This window comes from Streptomyces paludis (assembly GCF_003344965.1).
Classification (GTDB): Bacteria; Actinomycetota; Actinomycetes; order Streptomycetales; family Streptomycetaceae; genus Streptomyces; species Streptomyces paludis.
Map to the genome: position 1 here is coordinate 296,089 of NZ_CP031194.1, position 19,738 is coordinate 315,826.

A 19,738-nucleotide genomic window follows, 5' to 3' on the forward strand; every position below is an offset into this window, starting at 1 on the left:
GCTGAGCGGCGGCGGCGCGTGACCCGGCCCGCCGGCCGTCCGGCGCCCGGCTCCGAGGCCCGACGCGTCGTCCGTACGGTCCTCGGCGATATCGCGCCGGACGCGCTGGGCCTCTGCGACGCGCACGACCACCTCTTCCTGCGCAGCCGTCTGCTGCCCGGTCAGGAGCTGGCCGACCCGGCGCACGCGGCCGGGCGGCTGCGGGAGTTCCGGGCGCTGGGCGGGCGGGCCGTGGCCCAGTGGACACCGTTCGGGATGGGCCGCAGGCCCGCCGATCTGGCGGCGCTGTCACGGTCGGAGGGCGTCCATCTGATCGCCGCGACCGGGCAGCACCGGGCGGACCACTACGACGCGTCCCTGCTGCGCGAGACGGACGGGGATCTCGCCGCGCTCTTCGTCACCGAGCTGACCGAGGGCATCGCCGGGACCGGGGTACGGGCCGGGCTGATCAAGGTGGCCGGGGCGTTCCACGGGATCGACGCGCACGCCCGCCGTACGATGACGGCCGCGGCCCGCGCCCATCACCGTACGGGCGCGCCCATCGCCGTCCATCTGGAGCTGGGCACCGGCGCGCTGGACGTACTCGACCTGCTCTGCGGGGAGTTGGAGGTGGCGCCGGACCGGGTGATCCTGGGCCACCTGGGCCGCTCCCCCGATCCGACGGCGCAGCGGCAGGCCGCCGAGTCGGGCGCCTATCTGGCTTTTGACGGTCCGTCACGCGCTAATCACGCGACGGACTGGCGGCTGCCGGAGCAGTTGGCGGCGCTCGCGGTCGGCGGCTTCGGTGACCGGCTGCTGCTCGGCGGCGACACGACGGTGCCGGAGACTCCCGGAATGCCGTATCTGCTGCGCCGGTTGCGGCCGAGGCTCGAACTCACCCTGGGGGAAAGGCTGCTGGAGCGGATCCTGGTCACCAACCCGGCACGGGCGCTGAGTTTCACCCCCCGGAGCGGCTGAGCGCGCCCAGCGGGTCGTCCAGCACCGGCTGCCACGCCAGCTCCGCCGCGCCCACCAGGCTGTTGTGGTCGAGGGTGCAGGCCAGGATCGGTACGCCGCCGCTGCGGCCCCACAGGCTGCGGTCGGCGACGACGGCGCGCAGCCGCTCCGGATCGGCGGCCAGCAGCTCCCGGTGCAGTCCGCCGAGGATGATCCGGTCGGGGTTGAGGATATTGACCAGGCCGGCGAGTCCGAGCCCCAGCCGGTCGATCAGCTCCTCGGCGGCGCCGCGCACGGAGGGGTCCGCGTACTCCGCGCGGAGCAGATCGCTGGACTGCTTGAGCAGCGAGACCTCGGGGCCGGGCGCGCGGCCCGCGGCGGTGAGGAAGGCGAGCGGGTCGGCCTCGACATCGAGGCAGCCCTTGCTGCCGCAGTAGCAGGGGCGCCCCTCGGGGTTGACCGTGAGATGGCCGACCTCCAGCGCCAGGCCCGAACTGCCGCTGTGCAGACGGCCGTCGAGGACGAGGGCACCGCCGACACCACGGTGTCCGGTGGCGACGCAGAGCAGGTGCTGGGCGCCCCGGCCGGCGCCGTGCCGGTGTTCGGCGAGGGCGGCGAGGTTGACGTCGTTGCCGGTGAGGGCGGGCCCGGCGAGGCCCGCGGCCCGTACCCGCTCGGCGAAGATCTCCCGTACCGGCGCACCGGCCGGCCAGGCCAGATGGAGCGGGTTGAGGGCCGTGCCCTCCGGTTCGGCGATCGCGGACGGTACGGCGAGACCCACGCCCACGCACCGGTGTCCGCCGGCCCGCAGCAGCGCGGCGCCCGCCTCGACGACCTCGCCGAGCACCTGCGCGGGGTCGGCGGTGGCCGTACCGCGGGTGGGCGCCGTGGCGACGATCCGGCCGCCGAGCCCGACCAGCGCGACCCGGAAGCCGTCCGCGTGGATCTGGGCGGCGAGCGCGACGGGACCCTCCTCGGCCACCGACAGCCGGTGCGAGGGCCTGCCCTGGGAGCCGGCCGCCGCGCCGGGCCGGGAGTCCACCCGGATCAGCCCGAGGGCCTCCAGCTCGGCGGCGACGGCGCCCGCCGTGGCGCGGGTGACGCCCAGCTCCGCCGTGAGCACGGCGCGGGTGGGCGCACGGCCCGTGTGCACGAGTTCCAGTGCCGGGCCGAGTGCGCTCCGGCCTCTCTCCAGCCGTGTCCGGGTGGGGGTAGCCTTGCCGTCCATGGAGGGGAGTCTCCCATGATCCGCGGGCCGCGCGGACGCCTTGTACGGACGAGGGACGGCCCCTATCCTCATTTTGTGCCGAACCTAAACAAAGTCAGGACCGGGCTCCGGGGAAGCCCGCCGCCGCTGTCGTCGCTCTCCTCGCTGACCCGGCTCCGTACCGCGCTGACCGTGGTCTTCGCGCTCGACGGATTCCTCTTCGCCGGCTGGGTGGTCCGTATCCCGGCCATCAAGCACCAGACCGGGGCCTCGGCGAGCGATCTCGGGCTCGCCCTGCTCGGCATCTCGGCGGGTGCGGTCATCACGATGGTGCTCACCGGCGGGCTCTGCCGCCGGTTCGGCGCCCGGCCGGTGACCGTGGGGTGCGCGGTGCTGCTCTCGCTGAGCATTCTGCTGCCGCCGCACATGCATTCAGCGCTCACGCTCGGACTGGTGCTCCTCATCTTCGGTGCGGCATACGGGTCTTTGAACGTCGCGATGAACAGCGTGGCGGTCGATATCGTCGCGGCCCTGCGGCGCCCGGTGATCTCCAGCTTCCACGCCGCGTTCAGCCTCGGCGGCATGATCGGCGCGGGGCTCGGCGGGCTGGTCGCGGGCGGGCTCTCGCCCGCCGTCCATCTCGCCCTCCTGACGGTCATCGGTCTGCTGGTCGTCGCCGCCGTCGGCCCCACGCTGCTGCGCGAGGCCCCGCCCGTACCGGACCTTAAGGCCGGGGGCGCCCCGTCGAGCGATACGTCACCGCCACCGGCCGCGCCCGCGAGCCGGCCCGCGCGTCCGGCGCGGCTCGACCGGCACGCCCGCGCGCTGGTCCTCCTCTTCGGCGTGATCGCGCTGTGCACCGCGTACGGCGAGGGCGCGATGGCCGACTGGAGCGCCCTGCACCTCACCCAGGATCTCGGGGCGTCGCCCGGCACGGCCGCCGCCGGGTACTCGCTGTTCGCCCTCGCCATGACCGCGGGCCGGCTCTCCGGCACGGTGCTGGTGGAACGGCTCGGCCAGACCACCGCCCTGGTCGCGGGCGGGGTCACCGCGGCGCTCGGCATGCTGGTCGGCTCCCTCGCGCCGAGCACCTGGCTCGCGCTGACGGGCTTCGCCGTGGCCGGTCTCGGCCTCGCCAACATCTTCCCGATGGCCATCGGCCGGGCCGGCGCGCTGGCGGGTCCCAGCGGGGTCGCCGCGGCGTCCACGCTCGGCTACGGCGGGATGCTCCTCGGCCCGCCCGCGATCGGCTTCCTCGCCGAGTGGTTCTCGCTGCCGCTCGCCCTGACGACGGTCGCCCTGCTGTCCGCCGCCGCGGCGGTCATCGGCTACGCGGCCCGCAACGCGTCGGCGCGTCCGGCCGGCCGGACGGCCGTCCACGACAACCCGGCGCCGAGTGAGTAGCCGTACTCAGGCGTGCCTGTTCGATCCACCTCACTCTGGAGTGACACACACCACTTCGGAGGAGACCACCATGATCTCGGGACGGCTCAGCACGCTCGCCCGGCTGACCTTCGGCAACCGCGCCTCGCAGGTGTATCTGGGTCTGGTCCTGATGACGGCGGCCTTCCTCTCGTACGACCTGGCGTTCACGCACCACCCCGACGCCACGTTCGCCGGGGTGCCGCTGCTCCTTCTCGCCGTGCCGACCGTCCTCGGATTCCTCGCCGCGGGAGGGGTGTTCGGGGACGCGGTCACCGAATCCGCCGCCTTCCTCTACCCGGCCCTCGTCCTCTCGGTGCTGATCCAGTCGGCGGCGCTCGGCGCTCTCGTACGGCTGCTGCGCCGGCCGGGACAGCCCGCGCGCACCGAGACGGCCTGAAGCGCACCCCGGACATCGGTCGTCTGCCGCCTACCGGGCTTCCGCGTTGGCGCGGATCTGCTCGGACAGCCGCGCGAGTTCGGCCGTCGCCGCGGGCGAGGTGTCGCTGAGTCCGCTGTTCACGGCCGTCGGGCCGCGCAGGAAGCGCCGCAGCGCGGCCACGAGCACTCCCTCCGGCAGGGTCCGCAGCGCGCCGAACCCGCGAGGGACCGGCGGCGTCGGCAGCGCGGCCAGATTCTGCCGCATGAGGCGGAGCATGGCGCGGACCGCGGCCGGATCGCCGGCCAGCGCCACCGGGCCGCCCGCCGCGTGGACCGCCTGCCCGAGGGGCACCTCGAACGCGGCGTGTGTCTTGAGCCAGGCGTCCATCCTCGGCTCGGACTTGGTGTTGATCCCGGCGGCACGGAACGTCCGTACGATCCGTTCGAGCCGCGGGGTGGTCCGGCCGTCGGGTTCACCGATCGGCGTCGCCACCCGGCGGGTCAGGAAGCTCGGCGCGCGGTAGCGGACCACGTCGCCGTCCATCGTGCCGCCGGCCGTGCCGAAGCCGAGCAGCACCCGCTCGTGGCCGATCACCGCGCCCAACGGCTCCGGGCCGCCCGCCCAGTTGAGCTGGAACAGCACATCGCCGTCGAGACCGGCGAGTGACTCCAGCACCGCGTCCACCTGATGGCTGCGGACGAAGACCGAGGTCAGGTCGTACCCGCCGGCCGGATGCTCGACCACCGGCACCGGTATCCGTCTGACGACCGGGCTCCCGGCCGCGGCGAGCCGCACCCCGTGCCGGCGCAGGGCGGCCAGGCGCTCGCCCCGGGCGAGGAGCGCGACATCGTGGCCGGCCTCGTGGAAGCGGGCGGCGAACTGGCTGCCGAGGACCCCGGCGCCGTACACGAGCAGTTTCATGGCACCTTTTTCATACGTTCGTTTCAGTCATACGTTCGTTTGAATCAAACGTCTGTAGTGTACGCAGACATGGCGCCACCCGACACCCGCACCCAGATCCTCGACGCGGCCGAACACCTCTTCGGCGAGCGCGGCTACCGCGGCACCTCGGTCCGCGCGATCACCGACCGCGCCGGCGCGAACCTGGCCGCCGTCGGATATCACTTCGGCTCGAAGGCGGAACTCCTGGCCGCGGTCGCCCGCCGGGTGATCGAGCCCCTCAACGCCGCGCAGTGCGCCGGGCTCGACCGGCTGCTCGCCAGGACGCCGGAGCCGGCGGTCAGCGACCTGGTGGAGGCGTTCGCGGGGCCGCTGTTCGACGGAATGCCCGCCGGTGACGCGGGCGGTGCCCAGACATCCCGGCTGATCGTGACGATCCTCAGCGACCCGGCCGAGGAGGTGCGCGGCTGGACCGGTCCGGCCGAGGACACGGTCCGCGAGCGCTACGTGACGGCCTTCGCGCGCGCCCTGCCCGGGCTCTCCCCGGCGGAACTGCGGTTCCGGATGCGGGGAATCCTCGCCGTGACGGCCGTGGACCGCGTGGAGGTCCACCAGCGGCCCGTCCCGGCCTGCTCGCCCCCGGCAGCGGGCGGCGAGGCGGCCCGGCACTGGGCGATCACGTTCCTGACGGCCGCGATGAGCGCACCACCGACGGGGAACTGACACCTCGGAGCTGACGCCTCGGGACGGGCACGCCGACCGGCCCGGACCCGGCGGCCGAACTCGCCGGTACGGCGGGCCGCTTGCCGCCGCTCGCCGGGTCGGCCAGACTCGCCCCATGGGGACACGGAGCGGCGCGGAGCGGGACGCCATCACGGTGGAGATCGTCTTCGCGCTGATGACGGGGATCCTGGCGGCGGGGCTGGTGTTCGCCGCCGTCGCGGTCCCCACGTACTACTGGCGGCTGCCTCCGGTGCTGCTCGGCTGCGCGGCCGGGGCGGCCGGGCTGGTCTTCGTGGCGCGGATCGTCCACGTGCTGCGGGGGTTCCGGGGGCGGCCCGGCCTGACGGGCCCCGACTCATAGGCCAAAAACATGAGTTGGCACGGGCGCGGGCGGTACGGGAGTTGACCGCCCCTGCCGGGTCCCGGGCGGCGCGGAAGCCCAATATTCGGTGGCGGACCCGTGCCGGCGCCCGCGACGATGCCCCGCATGGACGTGAGCGAGGACATCGAAGGCCCCGGGGACACCGATGACGAGGCGACGGTGGCGGCCCGGTGGACGCGCGCGACCGTCTATCCCGACATGTGGGTCGACCCGGACGACGACCCCCGCGAAGTCGGTACCGAACCCGCCGACGAACGCGGCGTCCTGCTCGGCTTTCTGCGCCACTACCGCCTGACCCTGGAAATGAAATGCGCGGGCCTGGACGCCGAGCGGATGGCCCGGCGCTCCGTACCGCCGTCCACGATGTCCCTGCTCGGGCTGGTGCGGCACATGGCCGAGGAGGAGCGGCATCTGCGCCGGGTGATGGCCGGCGAGGACGCGCCGAAGCTGTACCGCACCGACGAGGACCGCGACGGCGACTTCACCGGCGCGCTCGCGGACCCGGCCGTCGTGGCGGACGCCTGGCGGCAGTGGCGGGCGGAGGTGTCGCTCACCGACCGGTATCTCGCCGGTGTCACCGACCTCGACACCGGCAACGCCGGATTCTCCGACCTCGGTCCCCAGCCCGGCGGGGAGGAGCGGCTCCGCGATGTCCTGGTGGCGCAGATCGCGGAGTACGCGCGGCACTGCGGCCACGCCGACCTCCTGCGCGAGCGGATCGACGGCCGGGTGGGCCAGTAGGAGCGCGCCGGGCCGGCCGTCATCCCTACGGCCGACCCGGCAACCGGCAACCGACTTCCTGTACGGGGAAGCCTCAGCCCCGCGCGCCCGTCTCCGGCACCCCGGCCTCCGGGGACGCGCCGGCCGGCGCGTCCGGTGTGCCCGTGCCGCCGTCCTTCGCCGCGGCGGACTGTTTGCGGTCCAGCACGTCCAGCGCCCGCCGGGCCACCGGATGCGTCCGTACGACACCGGCCAGGGTGGTCGAGCCCCGTGTGATGTCCGCGAACGCCTTCCACGCGGGCCGCAGGCCGGTGATCGCGGCGTGCACCACGCCCGGCCGGCGCGCGAAGATGCCGAGCATCCGGCGGCCGACGCCCATCTCGACACCGAGGCCCGCCTTGATGGCGAACGCGTAGTTCAGCGCCTGGCGGCGGGCGTCCACCGCGTCGTGCGACTCGGAGATCCGGACCGCCCACTCCCCCGCGAGCCGGCCCGAGCGCAGCGCGAAGGAGATCCCCTCGCGGGTCCACGGCTCCAGCAGCCCCGCCGCGTCGCCGCACACCAGCACCCGGCCGCGCGACAGCGGCGAGTCCTCACTCCGGCACCGCGTCAGATGCCCGGACGACACCGAGGGTTCGAAGCCGGCGAGCCCGAGCCGCGCGACGAAGTCCTCCAGATAGCGCTTGGTCGCCGCGCCCTCGCCACGGGCCGAGATCACCCCGACGGTGAGGGTGTCGCCCTTCGGGAACACCCATCCGTAACTCCCGGGCAGCGGGCCCCAGTCGATCAGCGCCCGGCCCGCCCAGTCCTCCGCGACCGTCGGCGGCACCGGGATCTCCAGCTCCAGGCCCAGATCCACCTGGTCCATCTTCACCCCGACATGGCCGCCTATCCGGCTCGCGCTGCCGTCGGCGCCGACCACGGACCGCGCGAGGACCGTCCCGCCGTCCGCGAGGACGACGGCGACCGTACGGCGGTCGGGCACGGCCGGGCCGTGCTGCTCGACGCGTGAGACCGTCGCGCCGGTCCGCAGGACGGCGCCGGCCTTCTGCGCGTGCTCCACCAGACTCGCGTCGAACTCCGGGCGGTTGATGAGCCCGAAGAGCATGCGTTTGGAGCGGCGGGTACGGGAGAGCTTCCCGTTCAGCGAGAAGGTCACCGCGTGCACCCGCTCCTTCAGCGGCAACTCGAAGCCCGGGGGCAGCGAATCGCGCGAGGGGCCGATGATGCCGCCCCCGCAGGTCTTGTAACGGGGCAGGTCGGCTTTCTCCAGCAGCAGCACCTGCCGGCCCGCGACGGCCGCCGCGTACGCCGCGGAGGCTCCCGCGGGTCCTGCGCCGACCACGACGACATCCCACACCGGCTCGTCGTGCACGCTTCCGGCGTCTGCGTTCTCGCTGCTCACGATGTGCTTCTGCTCCTGATCCGCCCGGTGGCCCCTGCTGTCGAAACGGCATCCTACGGCGCTGGCGCTCCTTACCCGCTGTGGGAGGATCGACAACGCCTTCTATGTACACCTGACCGATACAACGTCGCACCGACCTGGAGCGTGCCCATGACCGTGAATTCGATCGCCGAGACCGTGGCCTCCCTGATGCCCCGTGCCCGTCAGGAACTCACGGAGCTGGTGGCCTTCCGTTCGGTGGCGGATGTCGCGGTGTTCCCGAAGAGCGAGTGCGAGGCCGCCGCCGGCTGGGTGGCCGACGCGCTGCGCGCCGAGGGCTTCCAGGACGTGGCGGTGCTCGACACCCCCGACGGGACGCAGTCCGTGTACGGGCTGCTGGCCGGCCCCGAGGGCGCGCCGACCGTGCTGCTCTACGCGCACTACGACGTACAGCCGCCGCTGGACGAGGACGCCTGGCAGAGCCCGCCGTTCGAGCTGACCGAGCGCGACGGACGCTGGTACGGGCGCGGCGCGGCCGACTGCAAGGGCGGCTTCCTGATGCATCTGCTGGCCCTGCGCGCCCTCAAGGCGAACGGCGGGGTCCCGGTGACCGTCAAGGTCATCGCGGAGGGGTCGGAGGAGCAGGGCACGGGCGGGCTCGAACGGTACGCCGAGGCGCACCCGGAGCTGCTGGCCGCCGACGCGGTCGTCATCGGTGACACGGGCAACTTCCGGGCCGGGCTGCCGACGGTCACGGCCACCCTGCGCGGGATGACCATGGTCCGTGTCTCGGTCGACACCCTCGAAGGCAACCTGCACTCGGGCCAGTTCGGCGGGGCGGCGCCCGACGCGCTCGCCGCGCTCATCCGGGTGCTCGACTCGCTGCGCTCCGAGGACGGCTCCACGACGGTGGACGGGCTGCCCGCCGACGCCGACTGGGACGGAATCGACTACCCGGAGGCCGACTTCCGCGCCGACGCCAAGGTGCTCGACGGTGTCGGCCTGATCGGCCACGGTTCGGTCGCGGACCGGATCTGGGCCCGGCCGGCCGTGACGGTGCTGGGCATCGACTGCCCGCCGGTGGTGGGCGCGACACCGTCCGTCCAGGCGAGCGCGCGGGCGACCGTCAGCCTGCGGGTGCCGCCGGGCCAGGACGCCGCCGAGGCGACGCGGCTGCTCACCGCGCATCTGGAGAAGCACATCCCGTGGGGTGCGCGGGTCGCGGTGGAACAGGTCGGCCAGGGCCAGGCGTTCCGCGCGGACACCACCAGCCCGGCGTACGCGGCGATGGCCGACGCGATGCGGGTGGCGTACCCGGGCCAGGAGATGCAGTCGTCCGGCATGGGCGGCTCCATCCCGCTGTGCAGCACCCTGGCCGCGCTGTACCCGGCGGCGGAGATCCTGCTGATCGGGCTGAGCGACCCGGAGGCACGGATCCACGCCGTGAACGAGAGTGTGTCGCCTGAGGAGTTGGAGCGCATGTCGGTGGCGGAGGCCCACTTCCTCGCCAACTACGCCCGTTCCAAGCAGGCTTGAGCCACCTCCGGCCGGCGTCCGCCCGAACGGGGCCGCCACGCTCGGGTCTTGGCCGTCGACACGCGCCCCTCACCCCTGGGCCATCGGCCCTCGGGCCTTCCGCCGGGAAGGCCCGAGGACGGGCCGTCAGCCGACCGGGACGCCGTCCTCCAGGTTGAGCACCACTCCGCGCTCCCTGGCCCGCAGCGCCCAGCGCAGCCGCGTGTAGCGGGCCGGGGGCAGCAGCTCGGCGGCCTCCTCCTCGGCGACGAAGCGCCAGCCCCGCAGCTCGGGCCCCGGCAGCAGCAGCCGGCCGGCGTCCCCGGCCGACAGCAGACCGCCGTCGAAGAGCAGCCGCAGCCCGCCGTAGCCCGGCGGCCGGGCCGGCTCCCAGTCGACCACCAACAGACCGGGCACCCGGTCGAGTTCGATGCCTATCTCCTCGGCGACCTCGCGCATTCCGGCGCGCGCGGGCGCCTCGCCCCGCTCCACCACCCCGCCGGGGAACTCCCAGCCGGGCTTGTACGTGGGGTCGACCAGCAGGACCCGGTCGTGCTCGTCGAAGAGAAGCACCCCGGCCGCGACGGTCTCGGCGGTCGGGTCCGGCGTCTGGACGATCTCGCACACCCCGGCCGCGCCGGTCTGTACCGCCGCCGCCAGGGACACGGCCGTCTGCCGGGCCGTGAGCCGGGTGTTGTCGATGACGTGGGCGTCGCCGGTGAGCCAGCTCAGGGCGGCCAGATACGGTTCGACGTGCTCGTCGCACCACCGCCGGTTGGCCTCGTTCGCCTCGTGGTCGTCACCGTGGGCTGAGCGGCCCGCGATCCGCTTGCGAAGGATCGTTTCGTCTGTGGCCAGCAGCACATGCCGTACCGGGATACGGCGGGCGGCCAGACCGCCGAATATCTCGTCCCGGTACTCCTGGCGCAGCAGGGTCATCGGGACGGCCAGCACCCCGCCCACTTCGGCCAGCAGCGCGGCGGCGGTGTCGACCACCAGCCGGCGCCAGATCGGCAGATCCTGAAAATCGCTCACCTCGGCGAGCCGCTTCTGCGGGAGCAGCTGCGCCAGTCCCGCGCCGGTCAGCTCGGGGTCGTACAGAGTGCAGTTCGGGAGCAGGTCGGTCAGTTCACGCGCCGTGCTCGTCTTGCCCGCTCCGAACGCACCGTTGATCCAGACGATCACGGTTCCCCCTCTTCCGGTAGCCCCCAGAGGACTGCCCGCAACACCCTGCCACGGAAACACCCGCCCGTCTCCGGGCCCGTGCGCGGCCGGGTGGCGGTACGGAGCCGTGGCCGGTTCGTTGCCGTTCCGAGGCCCGTCGGGCCGTAACACGGGCACCAGGAGCCTCGTTGGAGGTCCCATACGATCCGGAGCGTGGTCCGGATCCACCACGCGGACACCGCGGACATCGCGGACACAGGGGGTACCTCATGCGCCGGACCGTCATGCCCAAAACACTCGCCGAGCCCGGAGCGCCCGCCGCGCCCCGGCTCCCCGGGCGGCCCCGGGGGTCCCGGGGAGCCCGGCGGCCCGCTCTGACGCTCGCGCTGACGGGCCTCGCCCTCTCCCTGTCGGCCGCCCCCGCCGCGGCCGACAGCAGCGCCTGCACACACCACTTCTCCGGGCCGCAGATCTGTATCCGGCTGGAGGGTCAGGGCGCCAGGAACGCGGTCACCGGGATCTGGACGAACCCGCCCGGGGATCTCACCACGCACGAGGTATCGCTTTACCGGGGCGGCCGGCTCGTCTCGACGGCGACGGCCACCCGGTCGGGCAAGGCGCTGGCGTACACCTGGCCGACCGGGGACACCGGCACCGGCACCGAGCTGTGCGTGAAGTTCCGGGGAAGCCAGCGGCTGGCCTGCCAGACGCCGCGCTGACCTCCCGGGACGCCGGTCCGGTCACCGGTGAGGCGGTACGACGGGACGCGGGCGCCCCGGTACGCCGGCGTTCAGCCGCCGACCACCGCCGCGGGCTCCTCCGTACCGTCCCGGCTCTCCAGCAGCGCGGCGGCCGCCGCGCCCACCAGGCCCGCGTCCGTGCCCATGCGCGCCGGGACGATCTCCAGGTCCCGGACGTACGACAGCGTCGCGTAGTCCCGCAGGGCGCGGCGCAGCGGTGCGAAGAGCACCTCGCCCGCGTTGGCCACGCCGCCGCCGATGACGGCTATCCGGATGTCGGCCAGCGCGGCCGTCGCGGCGATCCCGGCGGCCAGTGCGCGCGCGGCCCGGTCGAACGAGGCGATCGCCACCGGGTGCCCGGCCCGCGCGGCGGCGGCCACGGCGGCGGCCGACGCGTCCCCGTCGGGGCCCGGCCGCCAGCCGTTGTCCAGCGCCCGGCGGGCGATGTTCGGGCCGCTCGCGATGCGCTCGACACAGCCCCGGGAGCCGCACGGGCAGGGGTCGCCGGCCAGCTCGACGCTGATGTGGCCGATGTGGCCGGCGTTCCCGCTCGGCCCCGGGTGGAGCCGGCCGCCCAGCACGAGACCGCCGCCGACGCCGGTGGAGACCACCATGCACAGCGCGTCGTCGTAACCGCGGGCGGCGCCCTGCCAGTGCTCGGCGGCGGCGATGGCGACACCGTCGCCGACAAGCGTCACGGGCAGCCCGCCGGTGGCCGCCCGGACCCGCTGGACCAGCGGGAAGCCGCGCCAGCCAGGGACATTGACCGGGCTGACCGTACCGGCGGAGGCGTCCACGGGTCCGGCGCTGCCGACACCGACGGCCGTGGCCGAGGACCAGAGCGGGGAGGCCGACAGCTCCGCGAGGACCGACTCGACGGCGCCCATCACCGTCTCGCCGTTCTCCCGCGCGGGCGTGGGCCGTTGGGCCCGGACAAGGATCCTGCCCGTACTGTCCACCAACGCACCGGCGATCTTGGTTCCGCCGATGTCGAGCGCGGCGACGGATTCGGTAGGCATCGGTCTTGGATCTCCCGGCGATCGAGGTATCTCCCCTTGGACGGGGAGATGTACGGAACTACTGTTTCGTGACACAGTCTCCATTCACTTGACAACGTTGTCCAGGCTTTATGCTCGACGCCACCCGCCCCGGGCCCCGCCCGGCGGCGTCGCACGTACCGCCGAGAAACGGACAGGACAGCGCACTGTGGCAGATATCGCCCACCGCCCCGAGAGTCGCTACGGCAACCGGCCCACGATGAAGGACGTCGCCGCGCGCGCCGGAGTGGGGCTGAAGACGGTCTCGCGCGTGGTCAACGGCGAGCCGGGGGTCACCGCCGACACCGAGCGCCGGGTGCAGGAGGCGATAGACGCACTGGGTTTCCGCCGCAACGACTCGGCGCGCGTGCTGCGCAAGGGCCGTACGTCGAGCATCGGACTGGTCCTGGAGGATCTCGCGGACCCGTTCTACGGTCCGCTGAACCGGGCCGTGGAGGAGGTGGCGCGGGCGCACGGCGCGCTGCTGATCAACGGGTCGAGCGCCGAGGACCCGGCCCGCGAGCAGGAGCTGGTGCTGGCGCTCTGCGCGCGCCGGGTGGACGGGCTGATCGTGATCCCCGCCGGGCACGACCACCGCTATCTGGAGCCGGAGATCAAGGCGGGGGTGGCGACGGTCTTCGTGGACCGGCCCGCCGGCCGGATCGACGCGGACGCGGTGCTCTCCGACAGCTTCGGCGGCGCCCGCTCGGGCGCCGCGCATCTGATCGCGCACGGCCATCGCAGGATCGGCTTCATCGGCGACCAGCCGGGCATCCACACCGCGAGCGAACGGCTGCGCGGCTACCGTACGGCGATGGCCGACGCGGGGCTGGCGATCGACGACGACTGGGTCTCGCTCGGTACGACGGCGCCGCGCCGGGTGCACGAGGCCGTCGTCGCGATGCTCGGCCAGCCCCGTCCGGTCACGGCGATCCTCACCGGCAACAACCGGGTGACCGTGACGGTGCTGCGGGTGCTGGCGGCGCACGAACGCCCGGTCGCGCTGGTGAGCTTCGACGACATCGAGCTGGCCGATCTGCTGGACCCCGGCGTCACGGTCATCGCGCAGGACGCGGCCACCCTGGGCCGTACGGCGGCGGAGCGGCTCTTCCACCGGCTGGACGGCGGGCTGGAGGCGCCGGCCCATGTCGTGCTGCCGACGCGGCTGATCGCCCGGGGCTCGGGCGAGATCCCGCCTCCCGCCGACGGGTAGCGGCGCTCGCTACCCCGCGGCCGGGGCCGCCGCGCCGCGCGGGTCGCGGAAGGTCTCCAGATCGGCGCGGGTCAGCCCGGTCAGTCCGGTGACCTCGTCGTCGTCCAAGGCCCCGCAGTCGAGTCCGCGCAGCAGATGGCCGCTGAGCGCCCTGGCGGTGGCCGGCTCGTCCATGACCGCGCCGCCCGCCCGGGCGACATAAGCGGCCAGCCGGGCCGCGGCGGGCTCCAGGCCCTCGCGGTAGAAGGCGTAGACGGCGGCGTAACGGGTGGGCAGATGGCCCGGGTGCATGTCCCAGCCCTGGTAGTAGGCGCGGGCGAGGGCGCGCCGGGTCAGCCCGTAGTGCAGCCGCCACGCCTCGTGGACGCGCTCCGCCGGACCGACCGGCAGGACGTTGGTGGAGCCGTCGCTGACCCGTACGCCGGTGCCCGCGGCGGCGACCTGCATGACGGCCTTGGCGTGGTCGGCGGCGGGGTGGTCGCTGGACTGGTACGCGGCGCTGACGCCGACGCAGGCGCTGTAGTCGAAGGTGCCGTAGTGCAGTCCGGTGGCCCGGCCGCCCGCCGCGTCGATCATCCGGGCGACGGTGGCGGTGCCGTCGGCGGCCACGATGGCCTGGCTGGTCTCGATCTGGATCTCGAAGCCGAGCCGGCCCGGCGCCAGCCCCCGCGCCTCCTCGAACGCGCCGAGCAGCCGCGCCATGGCGGTGACCTGCTCGGCGTAGGTGACCTTGGGGAGGGTGAGGACCAGCCCCCCGGGGAGGCCGCCGGCCGCCAGCAGCCCGCTGAGGAAGAGATCGAGGGTCCGTACGGCACGCTCCCGGACGGGCGCCTCCAGGCACTTCACGCGGATGCCCATGTACGGGGCGGCCGTGCCGTCCGCGCAGGCGGCGTGGACGAGCCGGGCGGCGCGGACGGCCGCCGCGTCCTCCTCGTCGTCGGGGCGCGGGCCGTAGCCGTCCTCGAAGTCGACGCGCAGGTCTTCCACGGGCTCGCGGACGAGCTTGGCCCGTACCCGCTCGTACACCGGTCCCGCCAGCGCGTCGGAGAGGCCGAGTACGCGCCCCAGCGAGGCGGCGTCCGGGGCGTGTTCGTCGAGGGCGGCCAGCGCCCGGTCGCCCCAGGAGCGGACGGTACGGGCGTCGAAGGCGTCGGCGGGGACATAGACGGTGTGGACGGGCTGACGGGTCACCGGGTCGCCGGGGTAGCGCCGGGCCAGCTCCGCGTCGACCGGCGCGAGGAAGGCGCCGACGGCCTCCGTGACCGCGGCCGGGAGACTGGTGACGGCCTTCTCCTGCTGCCCCATTCCGGCACCTCTCCCCTGCTCAGCACTGTTCCGGCCTGCGGAATCAACAATCCGTTGAACGACGCTATGCGGCGGGAACGGCGCGCGTCAATGGCGGCCGGACACGGCGCGGGGCCGCGCGGTGAGGATCACCACGCGGCCCCGGGGCCGGACCGGAGCGTGTCCGGGCTCAGCCCTTGCGGTTCTTGATCTCTTCGGTGAGCTGGGGGACGACGTCGAAGAGGTCGCCGACGACTCCGTAGTCGACGAGGTCGAAGATGGGGGCTTCGGCGTCCTTGTTGACCGCGACGATGGTCTTGGAGGTCTGCATGCCGGCGCGGTGCTGGATGGCGCCGGAGATGCCGGAGGCGATGTAGAGCTGCGGGGCGACGGACTTGCCGGTCTGGCCGACCTGGCTGGCGTGCGGGTACCAGCCGGCGTCGACGGCGGCGCGGGAGGCGCCGACGGCCGCGCCGAGGGAGTCGGCGAGCGCCTCGATGATCCCGAAGTTCTCGGCGCCGTTGACGCCGCGTCCGCCGGAGACGACGATCGCGGCCTCGGTCAGCTCGGGACGGCCCGTCGACTCGCGCGGGGTGCGGGAGACGACCTTCGTGCCCGTCGCCAGCTCCCCGAACGTCACGGTCAGCGCCTCGACCGCGCCGGCGGCCGGAGCGGCCTCCACGGGCGCGGAGTTGGGCTTGACGGTGATGACCGGCGTGCCCTGCGAGACACGCGAGGTGGTGGTGTAGGCGGCGGCGAAGACGGCCTGGGTCGCGACGGGGCCGTCGTCGCCGGCCTCCAGGTCGGTGGCGTCGGTGATGAGTCCGGAGCCGGTCCGCAGCGCGAAGCGCGCAGCGATCTCCTTGGTCTCCGCCGACGACGGCAGCAGCACCGCGGCCGGGGAGACGGCCGCGTGGGCGGCCTGGAGGGCGTCGACCTTCGGGACGACCAGGTAGTCGGCGAACTCGGGGGCGTCGGCGGTGAGGACCTTCACCGCGCCGTGCTCGGCCAGCACGGCGGCGGTGGCCTCGGCGCCCGGGCCGAGCGCCAGGGCGACGGGCTCGCCGAGGCGGCGGGCCAGCGTCAGCAGCTCCAGGGTGGGCTTGCGGACGGCGCCGTCCACGTGGTCGACGTAGACAAGAACTTCAGCCATGGTGTGCGATCTCCTGCGGATTGCGAAGTCGATGGGGGCGATGGGTGGGGAGGGGCGCTAAATGAACTTCTGGCCCGCGAGGAACTCGGCGAGCTGCTTGCCGCCCTCGCCCTCGTCCTTGACGATCGTGCCCGCCGTACGCGCCGGCCGCTCCGCCGCCGAGACGACCACGGTCCGTGCGCCGGCCAGGCCCACCTCGTCCGCCTCGATACCGAGGTCGGACAGGTCCAGCGCCTCCACCGGCTTCTTCTTCGCCGCCATGATGCCCTTGAACGACGGGTAACGCGCCTCGCCCGACTGGTCGGTGACCGACACCACCGCCGGCAGCGACGCCTCCAGCCGCTCGGACGCGGTGTCACCGTCCCGGCGGCCCGTGACCGTGCCGTCCTCGACCTTCACCTCGGAGAGCAGCGTCACCTGCGGTACGCCCAGCCGCTCGGCCAGCACCGCCGGGAGCACGCCCATCGCGCCGTCCGTCGAGGCCATACCCGTGATCACCAGGTCGTAGCCGGCCCGCTCGATCGCCTTGGCGAGGACCAGCGACGTACCGATGACATCCGTGCCGTGCAGATCGTCGTCCTCGACGTGGATCGCCTTGTCCGCGCCCATCGACAGCGCTTTGCGCAGCGCGTCCTTCGCGTCCTCCGGACCGACCGTCAGCACGGTGATCTCCGCGTCGTCGGCCTCGTCCGCGATCTGAAGCGCCTGCTCCACCGCGTACTCGTCCAGCTCCGACAGCAGACCGTCGACATCGTCGCGGTCGACGGTCAGGTCATCGGCGAAACTCCGGTCACCGGTGGCGTCGGGCACGTACTTCACACAGACAACGATCCTCAGGCTCACGCCGGCTCTCCTACTGCGTCGTCATTTCTGGGCTGCCTTGTTCTTGTTCCAGCAGCATAGGCGCCCGTGGGGCGGTCCCGGTCGGGAGGACCGGTGCACCGGAGTCCATATATTACTCACCAGTACACCCAGCGGGCTCCCGCTGAGCAAGCGCTCGGAACTGTGACGTTGCCAACGCGTGGGAGAGCCGGAAACGGGAACCCTCAGTCGCGCAGCGCGTTGAAGCGCCCCTGGTGGTACAGGAGCGGCCGGCCCGGGCCCGCCGGGTCACCGACGACGGCCTGGGCGACGATCAGCCGGTGGTCGGCGGCGGGCACCCGGGCGACCACCCGGCAGACCAGCCAGGCCAGTACGCCGTCGAGCAGCGGTACGCCCTCGGGTCCCTCGCGCCAGGCGGTCGGCGGGGCGAACCGGTCGGCGCCGCTGCGGGCGAACGTGGCCGCCAGGTCCGTCTGATGCTCGGCCAGTATGTGGACGCCTATGTACTCCGCCTCGGCGAGCACCGGCCAGCTGGAGGACGAGACCCCCACGCCGAAGGAGACGAGGGGCGGTTCGGCGGCGACGGAGTTCAGTGAGGTGGCGGTGAAGCCGACGGGGCCGTCCCCGTGGGCGGTGATGACCGCGACACCCGCCGCGTGCCGCCGGAAGACGGAGCGGAGCAGTTCGGGGGAGGCGGTCCGGGGCGTCGAGAGTTCGGGAGAAACCGTCATGTCAGGGTCCTTCTACGAGGGGCGCGATGGGGTCCGTGGCTGCTCAGACACCCGGACAGCGCGCACTCGCGTTGCGGGCCAGATCCACGTGGGCCCGCCCGTAGAGAAGGAGTTCTTGGGGCACTTCGTCAGAGTGACGATAGGTGGTGGGCGCAGTCAAGGGCACCCGTCACACCGCCTCGCCGAGCGCGGCGATCACATCGGCCTTGCGCGGCTGCCCGGCCGCCCTGCGGACCACCCGCCCCCGGGCGTCCAGGACAAGCACGGTCGGGGTGCGGAGAATGCCCAGCTCCCGGACGAGTTCGAGCCGTTCCTCGGCGTCCAGCTCCACATGGGAGACACCGTCGACCATCGCCGCGACTTCGCTGAGTGTGCGTCTGGTGGCCCGGCAGGGCTGGCAGAACGCGCTGGAGAACTGGACGAGCGTGGCCCGCTCCCCCAGTTCGGCGCCGAGTTCCGCCGCGCCGAGCGCCCGCTCCCCGTCGTCCCGCACCTTCAGCCTCCCGTCGCGGCGCCGCCGTACCAGTCCGAACGCGGCGGCCGCCGCCAGCACCGCCGCGCAGACCACGAGTCCTGTCGTCTCCACCCCAGCACCAGCGTTCGCACGATCGCAAAGTATTCCCGGCGCTCCGAACAGCGGTGATGGGCGATGCTGAGGGGATGGACATCGACATCCGAGGACCACGGTTCGGCGCGACCCTCACCACCCTGGTGCTCGCCGCGGTACTGATCACCAGCAGCGGGGTCCTGCTCGGCTGGCAGGCGCTCTGCTTCGCCGTTGGCGCGGCACTGGGGGTGCCGCGGTCGCCGTACGGGGTGCTCTTCCGTACGGTCGTACGGCCCCGGCTGGGGCCGCCCGCGGAGTTCGAGTCGCCCGCCCCGCCGCGGTTCGCCCAGGCGGTGGGCCTGGTGTTCGCGCTGGTGGGGCTGGTCGGCTATCTGTGGGGGCCGCCGTGGCTGGGACTGCTGGCCACCGGCTGTGCGCTGGCCGCCGCTTTCCTGAACGCGGCCTTCGGCTACTGCCTGGGCTGTGAGCTGTATCCGTTGTTCCGGCGCGGTGTGGCGGTATTGCGGTTGACGTGACGAGAATCTCGCCCCGCGCGCAGACGAGGACTGGCCTCACGGCCGTGTTTGGGGCACGATCGGCGGAATGCCGAAAACCTACGGCTGCGTAACTTCCGCCGGGAGAACCCTCCCCGGAACAGAAGGGTCCTCCCCAGATGGCAGAGCTCGTCTATCGGCCGGTCATCGGCGCCGCTCTCACGATGTTCAAGGCGCTGGACCTGAAGATCGACACGCAGGGTTCCGAGCACATCCCGCGCACCGGTGGCGCCGTGCTCGTCAGCAACCACATCAGCTATCTGGACTTCATCTTCGCCGGACTCGCCGCCCTGCCCCAGAAGCGCCTGGTGCGCTTCATGGCGAAGGACCAGGTCTTCCGGCACAAGATCTCCGGGCCGCTGATGCGCGGCATGAAGCACATCCCGGTGGACCGCAAGCAGGGTGAGACGGCGTACGCGCACGCGCTGGCCTCGCTGCGGGCCGGCGAGATCGTCGGGGTCTTCCCCGAGGCGACCATCTCGCAGTCCTTCACGCTCAAGAGCTTCAAGTCCGGCGCGGCCCGCATGGCGCAGGAGGCCGGTGTGCCGCTGATCCCGGTGGCGCTCTGGGGCACCCAGCGGGTGTGGACCAAGGGCCGGCCGCGGAACTTCAAGCGCAGCCACATCCCGGTGACGATCCGGGTCGGTGAGCGGGTGGAGGCCCCCGCCGACCAGTACGCGGGCGCGATCACACGGCGGCTGCGGGACCGGGTGCAGGAGCTGCTGGAGGCGGCGCAGCGCGCCTATCCCGTACGCCCCAAGGACGCGAACGACACCTGGTGGGTGCCCGCGCATCTGGGCGGGACCGCGCCGACGCCGACCGAGGCGCGCGAGGCGGAGCAGCACTGACACCGTCGTCGTCCGCCGCCGGGGCGGGGAGAGGGCCGAAACGTCTCTCCGCGCCCCCGGCGAGCAGGTGGGCC

21 protein-coding genes are annotated in these 19,738 nt (G+C 73.4%); 11 read left to right on the forward strand and 10 right to left on the reverse strand.

The annotated features are described in order from the left end of the window. Window positions 1-18 precede the first annotated feature (18 nt). The gene (locus DVK44_RS01260; RefSeq protein WP_114657840.1) at window positions 19-957 is read left to right on the forward strand and encodes a phosphotriesterase family protein; all 939 of its coding nucleotides are present in this window, start codon (window positions 19-21) and stop codon (window positions 955-957) included. Here DVK44_RS01260 and DVK44_RS01265 read toward each other — a convergent pair. Then, complete coding sequence (locus tag DVK44_RS01265) at window positions 938-2,164, reverse strand: ROK family protein (protein ID WP_114657842.1); 1,227 nt, start codon at window positions 2,162-2,164, stop codon at window positions 938-940. The two genes, DVK44_RS01260 and DVK44_RS01265, sit on opposite strands and share 20 nt — an antisense overlap. A 75-nt stretch (window positions 2,165-2,239) precedes the next feature. On the opposite strand from DVK44_RS01265, the gene DVK44_RS01270 reads away from it, so the two are divergent. Together DVK44_RS01270 and DVK44_RS01275 are read left to right on the forward strand one after the other, a co-directional pair. Next, on the forward strand, window positions 2,240-3,547 hold the full coding sequence (locus DVK44_RS01270) for an MFS transporter (protein WP_114657844.1): 1,308 nt from the start codon (window positions 2,240-2,242) through the stop codon (window positions 3,545-3,547). A gap of 70 nt (window positions 3,548-3,617) precedes the next feature. Then, on the forward strand, window positions 3,618-3,965 hold the full coding sequence (locus tag DVK44_RS01275; RefSeq protein WP_114657846.1) for an SCO4225 family membrane protein: 348 nt from the start codon (window positions 3,618-3,620) through the stop codon (window positions 3,963-3,965). Between the two features lie 30 nt (window positions 3,966-3,995). Here the strand turns inward: DVK44_RS01275 and DVK44_RS01280 are convergent, their stop codons facing one another. Next, window positions 3,996-4,868 (reverse strand): ketopantoate reductase family protein, encoded by an 873-nt coding sequence (locus DVK44_RS01280; protein ID WP_114657849.1) that lies wholly within the window; start codon window positions 4,866-4,868, stop codon window positions 3,996-3,998. 69 nt (window positions 4,869-4,937) lie between these two features. On the opposite strand from DVK44_RS01280, the gene DVK44_RS01285 reads away from it, so the two are divergent. From DVK44_RS01285 to DVK44_RS01295, 3 genes are all read left to right on the forward strand, one after another. Then, a complete protein-coding gene (locus tag DVK44_RS01285; RefSeq protein ID WP_114657851.1) occupies window positions 4,938-5,570 on the forward strand; it encodes a TetR/AcrR family transcriptional regulator in 633 nt (210 codons plus the stop codon). 115 nt (window positions 5,571-5,685) lie between these two features. Then, complete coding sequence (locus tag DVK44_RS01290; RefSeq protein ID WP_114657853.1) at window positions 5,686-5,931, forward strand: DUF6332 family protein; 246 nt, start codon at window positions 5,686-5,688, stop codon at window positions 5,929-5,931. Window positions 5,932-6,057: 126 nt separating this feature from the next. After that, the gene (locus tag DVK44_RS01295) at window positions 6,058-6,693 is read left to right on the forward strand and encodes a DinB family protein (RefSeq protein ID WP_228446942.1); all 636 of its coding nucleotides are present in this window, start codon (window positions 6,058-6,060) and stop codon (window positions 6,691-6,693) included. A 73-nt stretch (window positions 6,694-6,766) separates the two neighbouring features. On the opposite strand, the gene DVK44_RS01300 is transcribed toward DVK44_RS01295, so the two are convergent. Then, window positions 6,767-8,077 (reverse strand): geranylgeranyl reductase family protein, encoded by a 1,311-nt coding sequence (locus DVK44_RS01300; RefSeq protein WP_114657855.1) that lies wholly within the window; start codon window positions 8,075-8,077, stop codon window positions 6,767-6,769. Window positions 8,078-8,227: 150 nt separating this feature from the next. On the opposite strand from DVK44_RS01300, the gene DVK44_RS01305 reads away from it, so the two are divergent. Beyond that, window positions 8,228-9,592 (forward strand): dipeptidase, encoded by a 1,365-nt coding sequence (locus tag DVK44_RS01305; protein ID WP_114657857.1) that lies wholly within the window; start codon window positions 8,228-8,230, stop codon window positions 9,590-9,592. Between the two features lie 126 nt (window positions 9,593-9,718). Here the strand turns inward: DVK44_RS01305 and DVK44_RS01310 are convergent, their stop codons facing one another. Next, a complete protein-coding gene (locus tag DVK44_RS01310; RefSeq protein ID WP_114657859.1) occupies window positions 9,719-10,756 on the reverse strand; it encodes an NUDIX hydrolase in 1,038 nt (345 codons plus the stop codon). Between the two features lie 248 nt (window positions 10,757-11,004). On the opposite strand from DVK44_RS01310, the gene DVK44_RS01315 reads away from it, so the two are divergent. Further along, the gene (locus DVK44_RS01315) at window positions 11,005-11,454 is read left to right on the forward strand and encodes a hypothetical protein (RefSeq protein WP_114657861.1); all 450 of its coding nucleotides are present in this window, start codon (window positions 11,005-11,007) and stop codon (window positions 11,452-11,454) included. Window positions 11,455-11,525: 71 nt separating this feature from the next. On the opposite strand, the gene DVK44_RS01320 is transcribed toward DVK44_RS01315, so the two are convergent. Further along, window positions 11,526-12,494, reverse strand: coding sequence for an ROK family protein (locus DVK44_RS01320; RefSeq protein ID WP_114657863.1), 969 nt, complete (start codon window positions 12,492-12,494; stop codon window positions 11,526-11,528). Window positions 12,495-12,681: 187 nt separating this feature from the next. On the opposite strand from DVK44_RS01320, the gene DVK44_RS01325 reads away from it, so the two are divergent. Beyond that, entirely contained in the window at window positions 12,682-13,725 is a 1,044-nt protein-coding gene (locus DVK44_RS01325; RefSeq protein ID WP_114657865.1) for a LacI family DNA-binding transcriptional regulator, read from the forward strand. A gap of 9 nt (window positions 13,726-13,734) precedes the next feature. On the opposite strand, the gene DVK44_RS01330 is transcribed toward DVK44_RS01325, so the two are convergent. The 5 genes from DVK44_RS01330 to DVK44_RS01350 form a co-directional block, all read right to left on the reverse strand. Continuing rightward, window positions 13,735-15,030: a DUF6986 family protein gene (locus tag DVK44_RS01330; protein WP_114657868.1), complete on the reverse strand. Its 1,296-nt coding sequence runs from the start codon at window positions 15,028-15,030 to the stop codon at window positions 13,735-13,737. Between the two features lie 169 nt (window positions 15,031-15,199). After that, complete coding sequence (locus DVK44_RS01335; protein ID WP_114657870.1) at window positions 15,200-16,162, reverse strand: electron transfer flavoprotein subunit alpha/FixB family protein; 963 nt, start codon at window positions 16,160-16,162, stop codon at window positions 15,200-15,202. 57 nt (window positions 16,163-16,219) lie between these two features. Beyond that, a complete protein-coding gene (locus tag DVK44_RS01340; protein ID WP_114657872.1) occupies window positions 16,220-17,005 on the reverse strand; it encodes an electron transfer flavoprotein subunit beta/FixA family protein in 786 nt (261 codons plus the stop codon). 203 nt (window positions 17,006-17,208) lie between these two features. Further along, a complete protein-coding gene (locus DVK44_RS01345; RefSeq protein ID WP_114657874.1) occupies window positions 17,209-17,715 on the reverse strand; it encodes a flavin reductase family protein in 507 nt (168 codons plus the stop codon). Window positions 17,716-17,884: 169 nt separating this feature from the next. Then, window positions 17,885-18,301 carry a TlpA family protein disulfide reductase gene (locus DVK44_RS01350; protein ID WP_114657876.1) on the reverse strand — a complete coding sequence of 139 codons (417 nt, stop codon included), beginning with the start codon at window positions 18,299-18,301 and terminating at the stop codon, window positions 17,885-17,887. 74 nt (window positions 18,302-18,375) lie between these two features. On the opposite strand from DVK44_RS01350, the gene DVK44_RS01355 reads away from it, so the two are divergent. Both DVK44_RS01355 and DVK44_RS01360 read left to right on the forward strand, forming a co-directional pair. Further along, window positions 18,376-18,798, forward strand: a complete 423-nt coding sequence (locus tag DVK44_RS01355) for a DUF4395 domain-containing protein (protein WP_114657878.1) — start codon at window positions 18,376-18,378, stop codon at window positions 18,796-18,798. A 137-nt stretch (window positions 18,799-18,935) separates the two neighbouring features. Then, entirely contained in the window at window positions 18,936-19,664 is a 729-nt protein-coding gene (locus DVK44_RS01360; RefSeq protein ID WP_114657880.1) for a lysophospholipid acyltransferase family protein, read from the forward strand. Window positions 19,665-19,738: the final 74 nt, after the last annotated feature.

Excerpts from the sequence above, each read along its gene's own strand:
- DVK44_RS01345 (WP_114657874.1), bottom strand. The coding sequence starts at position 17,715 with ATGACGGTTTCTCCCGAACTCTCGACGCCCCGGACCGCCTCCCCCGAA.
- DVK44_RS01360 (WP_114657880.1), top strand. The coding sequence starts at position 18,936 with ATGGCAGAGCTCGTCTATCGGCCGGTCATCGGCGCCGCTCTCACGATG.
- DVK44_RS01275 (WP_114657846.1), top strand. The coding sequence starts at position 3,618 with ATGATCTCGGGACGGCTCAGCACGCTCGCCCGGCTGACCTTCGGCAAC.
- DVK44_RS01305 (WP_114657857.1), top strand. The coding sequence starts at position 8,228 with ATGACCGTGAATTCGATCGCCGAGACCGTGGCCTCCCTGATGCCCCGT.
- DVK44_RS01265 (WP_114657842.1), bottom strand. The coding sequence starts at position 2,164 with ATGGACGGCAAGGCTACCCCCACCCGGACACGGCTGGAGAGAGGCCGG.
- DVK44_RS01330 (WP_114657868.1), bottom strand. The coding sequence starts at position 15,030 with ATGGGGCAGCAGGAGAAGGCCGTCACCAGTCTCCCGGCCGCGGTCACG.
- DVK44_RS01315 (WP_114657861.1), top strand. The coding sequence starts at position 11,005 with ATGCGCCGGACCGTCATGCCCAAAACACTCGCCGAGCCCGGAGCGCCC.
- DVK44_RS01320 (WP_114657863.1), bottom strand. The coding sequence starts at position 12,494 with ATGCCTACCGAATCCGTCGCCGCGCTCGACATCGGCGGAACCAAGATC.
- DVK44_RS01335 (WP_114657870.1), bottom strand. The coding sequence starts at position 16,162 with ATGGCTGAAGTTCTTGTCTACGTCGACCACGTGGACGGCGCCGTCCGC.
- DVK44_RS01290 (WP_114657853.1), top strand. The coding sequence starts at position 5,686 with ATGGGGACACGGAGCGGCGCGGAGCGGGACGCCATCACGGTGGAGATC.
- DVK44_RS01355 (WP_114657878.1), top strand. The coding sequence starts at position 18,376 with ATGGACATCGACATCCGAGGACCACGGTTCGGCGCGACCCTCACCACC.
- DVK44_RS01285 (WP_114657851.1), top strand. The coding sequence starts at position 4,938 with ATGGCGCCACCCGACACCCGCACCCAGATCCTCGACGCGGCCGAACAC.
- DVK44_RS01295 (WP_228446942.1), top strand. The coding sequence starts at position 6,058 with ATGGACGTGAGCGAGGACATCGAAGGCCCCGGGGACACCGATGACGAG.
- DVK44_RS01280 (WP_114657849.1), bottom strand. The coding sequence starts at position 4,868 with ATGAAACTGCTCGTGTACGGCGCCGGGGTCCTCGGCAGCCAGTTCGCC.